Source organism: Streptomyces sp. NPDC046876 (assembly GCF_040645035.1).
Classification (GTDB): domain Bacteria; phylum Actinomycetota; class Actinomycetes; order Streptomycetales; family Streptomycetaceae; genus Streptomyces.
In genome coordinates this window covers 68,648-82,407 of sequence record NZ_JBEYXK010000025.1, presented here as the reverse complement: position 1 = coordinate 82,407, position 13,760 = coordinate 68,648, and the positions used below count along the sequence as shown (strand labels likewise).

Genomic DNA, 13,760 nt, shown 5'->3' with positions numbered 1-13,760 from the left:
GCCGTGGCGGGGTGTGTGGGGGGGGGGGGGGGCCCCCCTCCCCCCCCGGGCGGGTGGGGCGGGCGGGGGTTCTTGGGGCCCCCCCCCACCGCCCCCCGGCTCCGCCGGGCACCGGGCTCTGCCCGGGCCCTCCCCCAGACTCCGTCCGGGGGACCCCCACTCAAACGCCGGCGAGGCTGAGTCGGCCGGACCCCCGGCTCACGTGGCGGGCCGAGCCGGCTGGGCTTCTGGGGCTCCGCCCCAGACCCCGCGCCTCAAGCGCCGGCGAGGCTGGAATTGCCCGACCCCCGGCTGCGAAGGTCGGCGGAGCCGGGGTGCCGGGGCGCGGCCGCAGATCCCGCGGCTCGAGCGCCGGCGGGGCTGGATTTGCCGGCGGGGCTGGGTGTGGAGGGGGCGTGGGAAGCTTGGGGGGTGGTGGATGTGGTGGGGCGGGCCTGTGAGGTTGCGCTTTATGGGGACGGCGACGCCGGGCTGGATGCCGGGGCCTCGTTGCTCGCGGCCGATGGCGCGGCGTGGGCCGGGGTGGCCCGGGAGCTGCTCGCGCGCGGGGAGGCGTACGTACGGCAGGCCTGGGAGCGCGGCTGGCAGCCGGCCGACGTGCAGCGGCTGGTGCGGCGGGACCTCGACGAGCGGCACGTGCGGGTGTTCGGGGACTTCGTTGCCGGTGAGGGCCGACGGTATGCGCGGCTGCCCGAGCGGTGGAGCGACGCTCGGGTGTGGTGGGGGGACGATGCCCGGTACGGGGAGCAGCTCGCGCAGCGGGAGCGGGCGGACCGGTTCTCCCTGGCCACCGCCGTGCTGGAGCTGTTCCGGCTGCTGATCCGGCTGCCGGGGATCGAGCCGGTGGGCCCGGTTCCGGGGGATCCCGCGGCCGATGCCCTCCAGCACGCGCACATCGAGCCCCGCATGCTGGGCCGGATCCGAGCGCTGCTCGCCAAGGCCGAGGCGACGACGTACCCGGAGGAGGCGGAGGCGCTCAGCGCCAAGGCCCAGGAGCTGATGGCCCGGCACACCGTCGACGAGGCGCTGCTCGCCGCCAGTGGGAAGGGGGCGGACCGGGCGCCGGCGGCCTGCCGGATCGGGGTCGAGCCGCCCTACGAGGAGGCCAAGGCGGTGCTGCTCGATGCGGTGGCCACCGCGAATCGCTGTCGGGCCGTCTGGAACGGCGCTTTTGAGTTTTCCACCGTTGTCGGGTTCGAGAGTGATCTCGAGGCCGTCGAGCTGCTCTACACCTCGCTGCTCGTGCAGGGTACGGCCGCCATGACGCGGGCCGAGGCCGGCCAGCGGGCGGGCGGGCGCAAGCGGACCAAAACGTTCCGGCAGTCGTTCCTGCTCGCGTACGCCAGCCGGCTCGGCCAGCGCCTCGCCGAGACCGCCGAGCACACCGCGGCCGAGACCCCCGACTACCTGCCGGCCCTGGTGGCCCGCGACGTCGCCGTCACCGCCCGGGCGGACGAGATGTTTCCCAGGACGACCACGACCCGGTTGCGCGGGGCCAGTGACCTCGCCGGGTGGAACGACGGGACCGCTGCCGCCGATCGGGCCCATGTGGGGCGCGGCCAGGGGCGCAGGCCGCTGCCCGGGTAGGGCGCCGGCCGTAGGCTCGGGCCATGAGCCGGCCGAAGGCGCCGAAGGACGGCGTCCGGACGGGGGCGTCCGTCGAGCGGACCGGCCTCGAGCCACTCGCCGCCCTGCGGTCCGCCGCCGGCCTCGCGCTCGCCATCGGGGCCGGGCTCGGCTTCCTCGGGCCGTACGGGCCGAGCTGCGCTCCGGCTCGCCCGTCCTGCGGCACGCCGTGCGCGTCACCGCCGCCGCCTCGGCCGGCTGCCTGCTCGGCCGCGCGCTGCCGTTCGCGCACGCCTACTGGGCGCTGATGGCCGCCCTGATGGTGATGCGGCCCGACTTCAGTCAGACCTACGCCCGGGCCGTCCCGCCGGCCCGCTTCTGCGGAACCCTGGCCGGGGTCGCCGTCGCCACGGCCGTCGTACAGCTCGCCCAGCCGGGCCCGTACCTGTCGGGGCTGCTCGCGGTCGTCAGCGCCGCAGAACGTGCCCGACCGGGGCGCCCTCACACTGGTCGGCGGGCTGCTGGCATGCTCTCGTACGCCCTCTACACGGCCTGGGAGACCCCGCGGCTGCGCACCCGCCTCGCCGACCGGCTCGCACCTGGGCGGGCTGGGCCGCAGCGCCGTGCTGCTGGAGGCCCACCTGCCCGACCACGCCCATCCGCCCCGGGAGCCTGCGTGCTGCGCGGTGCCGTCGCACAGCGGCTGACCTCCCTCGACGAGGGCTCCGCGGCGATGCGGCCCTGATTGCCCCGGTCCGCCCCTCACAGTGATCAAGGCGGCACCCTCCGCGTGCACGTGCATCTGCCCATGCGGGTGCATCTGAACACAGCTATGATCCGGAGGAGTTGACATCTGCACTATCGGGGGCTTCCTGTGGACCACGCGTACAACGGGATGGCAGCTGCAGAACTCGACGGGGTGACCTGGCAGAAGAGCAGGCACAGCAACTCGCAGGGTTCCTGCGTGGAGTTCGCGAAACTGCCAGGAGGCGCTGTCGCCGTGCGCAACTCGCGCTTTCCTGACGGACCGGCACTCGTCTACACGCCGGCCGAGATCGAGGCGCTGCTGCTGGGCGTCAAGGACGGCGAGTTCGACCACCTGATCAGCTGAGGAGCGGAAGGGGAGCGGGCCCGCACCACTCAGGAACCGTGCCACTGATCAAGCCATGCACGTGCACTGGCCGGGAACGATCACACAGATCGGTCCCGGCCAGTCGTCGTGTTCCCGCCTCGATTCCGCTGAACTTCCGGCATGCGTCCGGCGGGCCTCCGGCGTCCGTCCCCGCCGTGGCCCGCTCAGTCGTGGAGCATGAACAGCGCCCAGACGACCTTCCCGGTCAGCCGCCCCGCAAGCGGGTGCCAGCCCCAGCTGTCGCTGTACGCGTCCACGAGGAAGAGCCCGCGCCCCGATTCCAGGTCGCAGTTCTCCTGCGTGCGCTCCGGTTCGAAGGATCCGCCCGGCCGGTCCTCGCTGGGGTCGCGCACCGCGCACACCAGGCGGGAGCTCCACCGCATCAGGTGCAGCCGCACGGTGGCCTCGGGCTCCCCGCCCCCCGGTCCCGCACCCGCCCCGGACCGCGGAGCCTCGCCCGGCAGGGCGTGGCGCAGCGCGTTGGTGACGAGCTCGGAGACGACCAGGGCCACATCGTCGAAGCGGTCGTCCAGGCTCCACTGGGCCAGGGTCGACCGGGTGAACGAGCGGGCGCCGCGCACCGCCTCGAAGCGGGCGGGCAGGGCGCAGGAGGCAGACCCGGACACAGCCGTGGGGTCGACCGGGGGCAGCCCCTGCCGTAACGGCTCGAGCATGGTCGATCCATTCGTCCCCATGCGAGGCACTCCCGGGATTCGCGGACGGAGCGGCGGTGTGCGTCCAGAAAGAACAGCGGGGTGGGTCCGGCGCCGGCGCGAAGAGCACGCAGGTGCGCGGCACCATCGTTCCGAATGCAGAAGCTGGATGCAAGGGCAGATGCACGTGCACGCGCCGGACCTGTCCCCTCCCGTGATGGTTCTTGCTCATTTCTTCCTACGCACACTTACGGACTTCTTTTGCGGCCGCCCGGATTCCGTTACAGAACGAGTACGGGCCGATGCGTTTTGGTGGCAGACTGCGGGGCCTGGGGTTCGGGGGCCCAGCGACGCAGCACACGCGCAGACCACGCGTATCCATGGCGATGGGGAGGGCAGGACTAGTGACCGCAGAAGCAGGCGGTTCCGTGGTGCGCCGCATCCTCCTGGGCTCACAGCTCAGGCGACTCCGAGAATCCCGCGGCATCACCCGTGAAGCGGCCGGCTACTCGATCCGCGCATCCGAATCGAAGATCAGCCGCTTGGAGTTGGGAAGGGTGAGCTTCAAGGCACGAGACGTGGAGGACCTCCTCACGCTCTACGGAGTCACGGACGGCACGGAGCGGGAGTCCCTCCTGGGGCTCGTCCGCGAGGCCAACGCCGCGGGATGGTGGCACAGTTACGGCGACGTGCTGCCGGGCTGGTTCCAGACGTACATCGGACTGGAGGGCGCCGCCTCGCTCATCCGGATCTACGAAGTGCAGTTCGTCCACGGCCTCTTGCAGACCGAGGCCTACGCCCAGGCCGTCGTCAGCCGCGGCATGCCCGGAGCCTCCCAGGCCGAGATCGACCGACGCGTCGCGCTGCGCCTGGAGCGGCAGAAGGTGCTCGTCTCCGAGAGCGCCCCGGTCTTCCACGCCGTCCTCGACGAGGCCGCCCTGCGCCGCCCGTACGGCGACCGCGAGGTCATGCGCGGCCAGCTGGAGCACCTGATCGAGGTCTCCCAGCGGCCCAACGTGCAGCTCCAGGTGATGCCGTTCTCCTTCGGCGGCCACGCCGGCGAGAGCGGGGCGTTCACCCTGCTGCGCTTCCCCGAGTCCGACCTGCAGGACATCGTCTATCTGGAACAGCTCACCAGCGCGCTCTACCTGGACAAGGACGAGGAAGTGGCCCAGTACGAGCGGGCGATGGCGCGGCTCCAGGCCGACTGCCCCGACCCCGACCAGACCCGGGATCTTCTCCGCGGTCTCCTCCAACTGTCTTGAATCGCACGTACTATGACGTCTGATCAGTGCATGACCGATCGGTCTCCGGTGCAGCGCACGGGTGCGCGCTCGCAGTAAGGGATGGCATGTCCATATTCGAGGACCTGGCTCACCAGTACATCGACGGCAAATGGCTGGCCGGCACCGGATCGTGGGACATCATCGACGTCAACCCGTACAACGGGGAGAAGCTCGCGGCGATCACCGTGGCCACCGTCGAGCAGGTGGACGAGGCCTACCGCGCGGCCGAGCGGGCCCAGAGGGAGTGGGCGGCGACCAGCCCCTACACCAGACGCGCCGTCCTGGAGCGCGCCCTGCGGATCACCGAGGAGCGCGAGAAGGAACTCGTCGAGGCGATGATCGACGAGCTCGGCGGGACCCGGTCCAAGGCCGAGTACGAGATCCACCTCGCCAAGGAGTTCCTGCGCGAGTCGATGCAGCTGGCGGTGCGTCCCGAGGGCCGGATCATGGTCTCGCCGATCCCGGGCAAGGAGAGCCGCGTCCAGCGGCTCCCGGTCGGCGTCGTGACCGTGATCAGTCCCTTCAACTTCCCGTTCCTGGTCACGCTGAAGTCGGTCGCCCCGGCCCTCGCCCTCGGCAACGCCGTCGTGATCAAGCCGAACCAGAACGCACCCGTGATCGGCGGCGGGGTCATCGCCAAGATCTTCGAGGACGCGGGCCTGCCGGCCGGGCTGCTCGGCGTCCTGGTCACCGACATAGCCGAGATAGGTGACGCGCTCCTGACGCACCCGGTCCCCAAGGTCATCTCCTTCGCCGGATCCGACCGCGTCGGCCGCCACGTCGGCGCGGTCGCGGCCCGGCACTTCAAGCGGACCGTCCTGGAGCTCAGCGGCAACAGCGCCCTCGTCGTCCTCGACGACGCCGACATCGACTACGCCGTCGACGCGGCCGTCTTCAGCCGCTTCGTCTACCAGGGGCAGGTCTGCATGGCCGCCAACCGGATCCTGGTCGACGCCTCGATCGCGGAGGAGTTCACCGAGAAGTTCACCGCCCGGGTCCGGGCCCTGAGGACCGGCGACCCCCGCGAGGCCGACACCCACATCGGCCCGCTGATCAACTCCTTCCAGGCCGACGCCCTGACCGCCCTCGTGGACCAGGCCGTGGCCTCCGGCGCGCAGGCCCTCGTACGGGGCTCCACGCGCGGCAACCTCGTCGAGCCGACCGTGCTGGCCGGGATCCCCGAGGACTCCCCGCTCCTGGGCCAGGAGATCTTCGGCCCGGTCGCCCTGCTGATGGTCTTCGACGGCGAGGAGGAGGCCGTACGGATGGCCAACGCGACCCCGTACGGGCTCAGCGGCGCCGTCCACACCCGCGACGTGGAGCGCGGCGTCCGCTTCGCCCAGCGCATCGACACCGGGATGATGCACGTCAACGACTCCACCATCGGCGACGAGCCACTGGCGGCGTTCGGCGGGGAGAAGGCCTCGGGGCTGGGCCGGCTGGGCGGCGAGGCAACCGTGGAGGCCTTCACCACCCAGAAGTGGATCTCCGTGCAGCACGGCCGGAGCAGCTTCCCCTTCTGACCGCCTCCGGGACCGTTCCGCTTCCCCCTCCGCCCCCCTCGCCCCACCGGTCGCTCTAGACTCGGCGGAGTCGGCGGCGGGCAGCGCTTCGGGGGAGTTTCGAGTTGAGCAACATTCCGGAGACGGGGCGCACGCCCCGGGTCCAGAACCGCCTGGTGGTCATCCAGGTGGTCGTCTTCTCGCTGCTGCTCACCCTGGGCGGACGCCTGTGGTACCTGCAGATCCGCAACGGCCAGGAGTACACCGACGAGGCCAAGAACAACCACGTCCAGCAGGTCGTCCAGCCCGCGGTGCGCGGCTCCATCCTCGACGCCCGCGGGGTTCCGCTCGCCGACAACGAGACGCGCATGGTGGTCTCCGCGAGCCGCACCGACCTCAGCAGGATGAAGGACAAGGGCAAGGACGTCCTCACCCGCCTCGCCGGAGTCCTCGGCCTCAAGGCGGACGACGTCGTCAACAGCGTCCGGCTGTGTGACGCCAAGACCCCCAAGCCCTGCTGGAACGGCTCCCCGTACCAGCCGATCCCCATCACCGACGAGGCCACCACCGACCAGGTCCTGGAGATAAGGGAGCACGCCGAGCGGTTCCCCGGCATCACCGCCGAGCCGACCGCCCTGCGCCGCTACCCCGCGCCGGAGCAGGCCAACACCGCCCAGGTCCTCGGCTACCTCTCGCCGGTCACCGACGCGGAGATCGCCAAGGCGAAGAAGACCGACTCGCCCTACCTGCGCTCCGACCAGGTGGGCCGCTCCGGCCTGGAGCGCACGTACGACAAGGAGCTGCGCGGCAAGGCCGGCGTCACCCGCTACGAGGTGGACAACCTCGGGCGGGTCATCGGCCAGGCCCAGGCGGACAAGCCCACCCCCGGCGCGAACGTCGTCACCTCGATCGACGCGCGCGTGCAGGCGGTCGCCGAGCGCGAGCTGAACAACGCGATGGTCGAGGCCCGCAAGGGCTACGACAAGAACACGCACCGCAACTACGAGGCCGACGCGGGCGCGGTCGTCGTCATGGAGGCCAAGACCGGCCGGGTCGTCGCCATGGCCTCGAACCCGACCTACGACCCCAACACCTGGGTCGGCGGCATCTCCGCCAAGGACTACGCGGCACTGACCGACAAGGACTCCAACTACCCGCTGCTCAACCGGGCGATCCAGGGCCAGGCCGCCCCCGGCTCGATCTTCAAGGTCGTCTCCTCGACGGCCGCGGTCAACGCGGGCTACCCCTTCAACGGCCGCTACGGCTGCCCCAGCTCGTACTCGGTGGGCCGCCAGACCTTCACCAACTTCGAGTCCCAGGGCTACGGCGACATCACCATCGGCCGCGCCCTGGAGGTCTCCTGCGACACGGTCTACTACGCCATCGCCGACCAGGAGTGGAAGAAGGACGGCGGGATCAACCCCAAGAAGGAGCCCGCCGACTGGTTCCTCAAGACCGCCCACGCCTTCGGCCTCGGCAAGGCGACCGGCATCGACCTGCCCAACGAGGTGAACGGCCGGGTCCCCGACCGCCAGTGGAAGAAGGACTTCTTCGAGGCCAACAAGGCCGCCTGGTGCCGCGACGGCAAGCAGAACGGCAGCTACGCCGAGAGGATCGCGTACGAGAACTGCCGCCAGGGCAACCAGCTGCGCGAGGGCGACGCGATCAACTACTCGATCGGCCAGGGCGACACCCTCGTCACCCCGATCCAGATGGCCTCGATCTACGCGGCCATCGCCAACGGCGGCATGCTGCACCAGCCCAGCATCGGCAAGGCGCTGGTCAGCGCGGACGGCACCTCGGTCAAGGAGATCGCCCCCAAGGAGCAGGGCCGGCTGCCCATGGACGCGGAGCTGCGCGACGACATCGACGCCGCCCTCGCCTCGGTGGTCACCTCCGGCAGCGCCGCCTGGCGGTTCGGCGGCTGGCCGCAGAAGCAGATCCCGATGCACGCCAAGACCGGCACCGCCGAGGTCCAGGGCAAGCAGACCACCTCGTGGTTCGCCTCGTACACCGAGGACTACGCCATCGTCATGACGATCTCCCAGGGCGGCACCGGCTCTGGCGCCTCCGGGCCCGCCGTCCGCCACATCTACGAGGCGATGTACGGGCTCGACGAGAAGGGCGCCCAGGACCTCTCCAAGGCCCTGCTGCCCAAGCCGATGACGCAGCTGCCGGCCATCCGCCCGGACGGTGCGAACTGACCGCGCCCGACGGGAATTTAGGACGGAGCCTGACCTCAATCCTCCGTAGTGTGGTTCCTGTCAGCAGGACGACCCACAGAAAAGGCGGTTGGTCATGGCTCACCTCTCCGAAGAGATCGCGGGCGACGAGCGCGGCACGCTTCTGCTCTTCGTCGAAGCCCAGCGCACGGCGATCCGCGAATCGCTGGCCGGACTCACCGAGGAGCAGGCGGCGAGCCGCCCCAGCGCCAGCGAGCTGTCCCTGTCCGGGCTGCTCAAGCACGTCGCCGAGGTCGAGCTGACCTGGCTGCGGATGGCGCAGCAGCGGACGAACGAGATCCAGCGCACCCCCGAGACGTGGGGCGATGGCTTCCGCCTCGTCGGCGACGAGACCGTCCCGGCCATCCAGGCCTTCTGGGAGGGGGTCACGGCGGAGCTGACGGCCTTCGTCCGGGCGCTGCCCAGCCTCGACGAGACGTTCCCGCTGCCCGAGGCGCCCTGGTTCCCCAAGGACGCCAAGGTCTCGATGCGCTGGATGCTGCTGCATCTGGTGGAGGAGTTCGCGCGCCACGCGGGCCACGCGGACGTCATCCGCGAGTCCCTGGACGGCACGAAGGCCATGGGATAGCCCTCGGCGGACGACTTGCACCTCACGCGGCGTGAGGCAGCACAGTCGGTGGCGTACCGAAGAAGAAGGGCGGAAGCCATGAGCTACTCCGTGGGACAGGTCGCCGGATTCGCCAAGGTGACGGTGCGCACCCTGCACCACTACGACGAGATCGGCCTGCTCTCCCCGAGCAGCCGCAGCGGGGCGGGGCACCGGCGTTACGACGACGCCGACCTCGACCGGCTGCAGCGGATCCTGTTCTACCGGGAGCTCGGCTTCCCCCTCGAAGAGGTCGCAGCCCTGCTGGACGACCCGGACGCGGACCCGAGGGAGCACCTGCGCCGGCAGCACGCCCTCCTGTCCGACCGGATCGACCGGCTCCAGCAGATGGCCAAGGCCGTGGAGCACGCCATGGAGGCACACAGGATGGGCATCAACCTCACGCCCGAGGAGAAGTTCGAGGTCTTCGGCGACTTCGACCCCGACCAGTACGCGGCGGAGGCCGAGGAGCGCTGGGGCGACACCGAGCAGTACAAGGAGTCCGCCCGCCGGTCGGCCTCGTACGGCAAGGAGGACTGGCAGCGGATCATGGAGGAGGCCAACGGGATCCACGGCCGCCTCGCCGCCCTGATGGACACCGGGGCCGCCGCCGGTTCCGAGGAGGCCATGGACCTCGCCGAGGAGCACCGCGGCTGGCTCAACCGGAACCACTACACCTGCGCGTACGAGATGCACACCTGCCTCGGCGAGATGTACGTGGCGGACGAGCGGTTCACCGCGTTCTACGAGGCCATCCACCCGGGCCTCGCCGTGTTCCTGCGGGACGCGATCGTGGCGAACGCCGCCCGCAACGCCTAGCACGGGGCCTCCCGGGCCCTCGCGGCCCGGCGGCCCCCCGGCCGCCATCCGGTACCTGGAACCGGGTGGTGGCCGAGTGCGTTGATAATTGAGACGATCCTCTTCGTCCGCCCCACCCCCCTCCACCCCCGCGGACGCCCCCCGATCCAGGAGAGACCCGCACCCGTGTACACGCTTGCGCTCGGCGCCTCTGAATGGCTGTCCCCGGACTATCTGATCTCGCACTTCGGCCTGGTCGGCATCCTGGTCATCGTTTTCGCGGAATCGGGCCTCTTCGCCTTCCTCCCCGGCGATTCGCTGCTGTTCACGGCAGGTCTGCTGGTCGCCAACGGCGAGTACATCAAGCAGCCGCTGGCGCTGGTGTGCGCCCTGATCGCGGCCGCCGCGATCATCGGTGACCAGGTCGGCTACATGATCGGCAAGTTCTTCGGGCCGAAGCTTTTCAACCGGCCGAACTCGAAGCTCTTCAAGCGGGAGAACCTGGACAAGGCGCACGAGTTCATGGACAAGCACGGCCCGAAGGCGATCGTGCTCGCCCGCTTCGTGCCGATCATCCGCACCTTCGCCCCGATGGTCGCGGGCGCCGGCTCGATGAAGTACCGCACGTTCCTGACGTACAACATCATCGGCGGCGTGGCCTGGGGCGTCGGCATCACGCTCGCCGGCTACTGGCTCGGCCAGATCACCGTCATCAAGAACAACGTCGAGGCGATCCTCGTCCTGATCGTCCTGCTGTCCCTGATCCCGGTGGCCTTCGAGGTGCTCAAGGCCCGCAAGGAGGCCAGGGCCGCCGAGGCCGCCGCCGGCGGGGTCCCGGCCCCGGGCGAGCGCCGCCGCCACGCCAAGCGCTGACCGGCTCCCCGAGCCCGTACGCCCGCCCCCTGCGCCCCGGCAGACCCGCTGCGGTCCCGGGGCGCAGGCATGTCCGGGGCCGGTCGTCAGCGGGGCAGGGCGTCCTGTGCGCGCAGGGCCGCCTCCAGGCGGGCGATGTCCTCGGCGTCCTTCGGCCGGCGCGGCAGCCCCGGCAGCCAGACCGGGGTCATCCGCTTGATCTCGATCTGCGCGGCGGGGCTCACGATCGGGCACCGCACCGCCCCGACGGAGGCGGGCGGGGCGTCGAGCATGCCGTCCGGCCAGGGCTCTCCGGCCCAGGGGCCGCCGGCGACCACGACCCGGCCGGCGCGGTCCCGGTCCAGCAGGGCGAACTGGCTCTCCACGCCGCTGCGGACGAAGTCGAGCTGCTGGTCCGGAGGCGGTCCGGGCAGCGGTTCGTGGCCGCGGCGCAGCAGCTCCGCCGCCAGCCGGGGCGCGTCCGCGGCCCAGGTGAACCAGTCGACGTCCTCGTGGTCGCGCGTGGGCCCGCCGAGGAAGAAGTCCATGGCCCAGCCCCCGCGGAGCCACACCTGTGTCCCGGCGGCCCCGGCGGCCTCCACCGTGTCGGCGATGAGCCGCAGCTGCAGGGCGGTGCGCTCGGTGTCCATGGCAGCGGAGGCTACGCGGCAGCCGCGGCCCGGGCATCCGGATTTCGGCTGCGGGGGTCAGTAGCCGCGGGTGCGCTTGGCGGCCGCGCGGCGGCTGGCGGCGCTCGCGGCTCCCGGGATCTTCATGAACAGCCGCGAGGCCTCCTGCCCGAGGTTTACGCCGATGGCGATGGCCAGGGCGATCGCGGCCGCGTTGGTCAGGGAGCCGAGCCCCTTGTTGAGCTGGTTCTCGGCGATCAGGAGCAGCCCGTAGTACGTCGCCGAGCCGGGCAGCAGCGGGCCGATGGCGGCGGTGACGTAGGGCAGCGCGGACGCGAAGCGGTAGCGGGAGAAGAGCTGGCCGAACAGGCCGACGAGCCCGGCGGCGATGGCCGTGGAGGGGACCGGCGGGATGCCGCCCGCGTAGTGCAGGGCCCCGAAGGTCACCCAGGCGACCCCGCCGTTCAGCGTCACGATCCACACGGTGGACCGCTCCTGCTGGAGCAGGATCGCGAACGTGAACACCAGCACCATCGAGGCGGCGATCTGGATCAGCGGCCGCTGGGTGATCTGGAGGGCCTCCTCGGGCCGTGGCGCGGCGCCGAGCTGGAGGCCGAGGTAGAGCACCACCAGGACGCCCATGATGATGCCGATGAAGAGGTACATGACCTCCAGCAGGCGGGCCGAGGCGGTGATGTAGAAGCCGGTCAGGCCGTCCTGCACGGCCGCGACCAGGGCCCGCCCGGGCAGCAGCGCGAACAGCCCGCCGGTGATCACCGCGGAGGCGAGCGCGTTGATGTCGGACAGCGACAGGGCCACCCCGATCGCGGCGGGCGGCATCGCGGCCACCACGAACTGGTAGAACTCGGGCAGCCCGCGCCCAGCGCACAGCCAGGCCAGCCGGTCGCCGAGCATGGCTCCGATCGCGGCTGCGAAGAAGACGATCACGCCGCCGCCGACGAGGATCGAGGCGGCCCCGGCGAGCAGCCCGGTGGCAGCCGTGAGGACCCAGGTCGGGTACGGGTGCCGGTTGCGCCGGATCACGGCGAGCCGCCGGTAGGCCTCCTCGAGCGAGACCTCGACCTCGGGGGCGCTGATGTCGTCCACCAGCCGGAAGACGGCCGCCAGGCGGGTGTAGTCGGTGCCGCGGCGGCGCACGGTCCGGTTCGCCGACACGGGGTCGTCCACCAGGGAGGGCTGGTGGGTGATCGACAGCATGGTGAAGGTGACCGTGGGCTCGCAGCGGTCCAGCCCGTAGGAGCGGGCCACGGCGAACATCGCGGCCTCCACGTCCTCGGCGCCCTCGCCGCCCGCCAGCAGCAGCTCGCCGATGCGCAGGGTCAGGTCGAGGACGCGGCCCACGGCCGGTCCGGCCTCGCCGTGCTTCTGCACCGGCTCGGGCACCGGCCGGACGTCCACCGGCATGCGCAGCATGGTGCGCATGCGGTCCTGCCAGGGGGACTCCGTCAGCGGGGCGAGGGGCAGGCCCTGGCCGGGCAGGTGGGCGGGCGGCGAGTGCTGGGCACTGTAGGTGGCCGGGGGTGTGAACGCGGAGCCCTCCGGCTCCGGACCGGACAGCACCGGGAGCCCCTGCGGCACGGTGAACTCCGAGGTCGGCTGCTCGTCGCCGCCGGCCTCCGGCTCCATCCCGGGCGGCGGCGTGAAGGCGCTGTGCGCCTCGTCGGATATCGGCTTCCGGTCCTCCGTGCCGCCGGATTCCCCGTCCTCCGCCACGCGTCCTCCCGTCCCTGACCGGCCCGGGTATCAGTATGCGGAATCGTTTCATCCACGGCGACCAAGACCCCGGCGGCCTCCGGGGGCCGTACACGGCGAGCGGGCGGCACCCGCATGGGGTGCCGCCCGCTCGGCGGTTCTGGCTCAGGCGCTCGGCGGCGCAGAGCCCAGGGGCTCAGGGCTCAGGGCCAGCGGCCCGCGAGCCCGGGGGCTCAGTGGCCGCCCTGCTCCTGCAGACGCTTGAAGGAGCGCTCGATCTCGGCCTCGGCCTCGGTGCGGCCGACCCAGTTGGCGCCCTCGACCGACTTGCCCGGCTCCAGGTCCTTGTAGACCTCGAAGAAGTGCTGGATCTCGAGGCGGTCGAACTCCGAGATGTGGTGGATGTCGCGCAGGTGCTCGACACGCGGGTCGGAGGCCGGCACGCACAGCAGCTTGTCGTCGCCGCCCGCCTCGTCCGTCATGCGGAACATGCCGATGGCGCGGCACTTGATCAGGCAGCCCGGGAAGGTGGGCTCGTCCAGGATGACCAGCGCGTCCAGCGGGTCGCCGTCCTCGCCGAGGGTGTTCTCGACGAAGCCGTAGTCCGTCGGGTAGCTGGTGGAGGTGAACAGACGACGGTCCAGACGGATCCGGCCGGTCTCGTGGTCCACCTCGTACTTGTTCCGCGAACCCTTGGGGATCTCGATGGTGACGTCGAACTCCACGTCCTGCTCCTCCATGATCAGCTCCGGCCCTGTGCCGCAGCTTGATGTGCATCCGAGTGATAGCGCGTCCGGCCC

The 13,760-nt window shown here is 71.4% G+C and carries 11 protein-coding genes and 2 pseudogenes; 9 read left to right on the top strand and 4 right to left on the bottom strand.

Going from position 1 to position 13,760, the window contains the following annotated elements:
* The first annotated feature begins 411 nt into the window (after positions 1-411).
* The 3 genes and pseudogenes from ABZ924_RS16610 to ABZ924_RS16600 all read left to right on the top strand — a co-directional run bounded on the left by ABZ924_RS16610 (position 412) and on the right by ABZ924_RS16600 (position 2,677).
* On the top strand, positions 412-1,587 hold the full coding sequence (locus ABZ924_RS16610) for a DUF2786 domain-containing protein (protein WP_361909397.1): 1,176 nt from the start codon (positions 412-414) through the stop codon (positions 1,585-1,587).
* 157 nt (positions 1,588-1,744) lie between these two features.
* Positions 1,745-2,161: pseudogene (locus ABZ924_RS16605) on the top strand (FUSC family protein); the annotation flags it as partial.
* 300 nt (positions 2,162-2,461) lie between these two features.
* On the top strand, positions 2,462-2,677 hold the full coding sequence (locus tag ABZ924_RS16600) for a DUF397 domain-containing protein (RefSeq protein ID WP_360631634.1): 216 nt from the start codon (positions 2,462-2,464) through the stop codon (positions 2,675-2,677).
* Positions 2,678-2,862: 185 nt separating this feature from the next.
* Here the strand turns inward: ABZ924_RS16600 and ABZ924_RS16595 are convergent, their stop codons facing one another.
* Positions 2,863-3,393: an ATP-binding protein gene (locus tag ABZ924_RS16595; protein WP_361909394.1), complete on the bottom strand. Its 531-nt coding sequence runs from the start codon at positions 3,391-3,393 to the stop codon at positions 2,863-2,865.
* A gap of 344 nt (positions 3,394-3,737) precedes the next feature.
* Between ABZ924_RS16595 and ABZ924_RS16590 the strand changes: the two genes are divergently transcribed.
* The 6 genes and pseudogenes from ABZ924_RS16590 to ABZ924_RS16565 all read left to right on the top strand — a co-directional run.
* A complete protein-coding gene (locus ABZ924_RS16590) occupies positions 3,738-4,616 on the top strand; it encodes a helix-turn-helix transcriptional regulator (RefSeq protein WP_361909412.1) in 879 nt (292 codons plus the stop codon).
* Positions 4,617-4,702: 86 nt separating this feature from the next.
* On the top strand, positions 4,703-6,160 hold the full coding sequence (locus ABZ924_RS16585) for an aldehyde dehydrogenase family protein (protein WP_361909391.1): 1,458 nt from the start codon (positions 4,703-4,705) through the stop codon (positions 6,158-6,160).
* 104 nt (positions 6,161-6,264) lie between these two features.
* A complete protein-coding gene (mrdA, locus tag ABZ924_RS16580; RefSeq protein ID WP_361909389.1) occupies positions 6,265-8,343 on the top strand; it encodes a penicillin-binding protein 2 in 2,079 nt (692 codons plus the stop codon).
* Between the two features lie 94 nt (positions 8,344-8,437).
* Positions 8,438-8,950 carry a DinB family protein gene (locus ABZ924_RS16575; RefSeq protein ID WP_361909386.1) on the top strand — a complete coding sequence of 171 codons (513 nt, stop codon included), beginning with the start codon at positions 8,438-8,440 and terminating at the stop codon, positions 8,948-8,950.
* Positions 8,951-9,028: 78 nt separating this feature from the next.
* Positions 9,029-9,787 (top strand): MerR family transcriptional regulator, encoded by a 759-nt coding sequence (locus ABZ924_RS16570; RefSeq protein WP_361909384.1) that lies wholly within the window; start codon positions 9,029-9,031, stop codon positions 9,785-9,787.
* A 165-nt stretch (positions 9,788-9,952) separates the two neighbouring features.
* Positions 9,953-10,588, top strand: a pseudogene (locus tag ABZ924_RS16565) (VTT domain-containing protein); the annotation flags it as partial.
* A gap of 137 nt (positions 10,589-10,725) precedes the next feature.
* Here ABZ924_RS16565 and ABZ924_RS16560 read toward each other — a convergent pair.
* The 3 genes from ABZ924_RS16560 to ABZ924_RS16550 all read right to left on the bottom strand — a co-directional run bounded on the left by ABZ924_RS16560 (position 10,726) and on the right by ABZ924_RS16550 (position 13,685).
* On the bottom strand, positions 10,726-11,268 hold the full coding sequence (locus ABZ924_RS16560) for an aminoglycoside adenylyltransferase (protein ID WP_361909381.1): 543 nt from the start codon (positions 11,266-11,268) through the stop codon (positions 10,726-10,728).
* 57 nt (positions 11,269-11,325) lie between these two features.
* A complete protein-coding gene (locus tag ABZ924_RS16555) occupies positions 11,326-12,981 on the bottom strand; it encodes a threonine/serine exporter family protein (RefSeq protein WP_361909378.1) in 1,656 nt (551 codons plus the stop codon).
* 212 nt (positions 12,982-13,193) lie between these two features.
* The gene (locus ABZ924_RS16550) at positions 13,194-13,685 is read right to left on the bottom strand and encodes an inorganic diphosphatase (RefSeq protein WP_125541818.1); all 492 of its coding nucleotides are present in this window, start codon (positions 13,683-13,685) and stop codon (positions 13,194-13,196) included.
* Between the last annotated feature and the right edge of the window lie 75 nt (positions 13,686-13,760).

Bases quoted from the DNA above. Each gene is read 5' to 3' on its own strand.
- ABZ924_RS16570 (WP_361909384.1), top strand. From the start codon at position 9,029: ATGAGCTACTCCGTGGGACAGGTCGCCGGATTCGCCAAGGTGACGGTG.
- ABZ924_RS16595 (WP_361909394.1), bottom strand. From the start codon at position 3,393: ATGGGGACGAATGGATCGACCATGCTCGAGCCGTTACGGCAGGGGCTG.
- ABZ924_RS16585 (WP_361909391.1), top strand. From the start codon at position 4,703: ATGTCCATATTCGAGGACCTGGCTCACCAGTACATCGACGGCAAATGG.
- ABZ924_RS16560 (WP_361909381.1), bottom strand. From the start codon at position 11,268: ATGGACACCGAGCGCACCGCCCTGCAGCTGCGGCTCATCGCCGACACG.
- ABZ924_RS16600 (WP_360631634.1), top strand. From the start codon at position 2,462: ATGGCAGCTGCAGAACTCGACGGGGTGACCTGGCAGAAGAGCAGGCAC.
- ABZ924_RS16590 (WP_361909412.1), top strand. From the start codon at position 3,738: ATGGGGAGGGCAGGACTAGTGACCGCAGAAGCAGGCGGTTCCGTGGTG.
- ABZ924_RS16575 (WP_361909386.1), top strand. From the start codon at position 8,438: ATGGCTCACCTCTCCGAAGAGATCGCGGGCGACGAGCGCGGCACGCTT.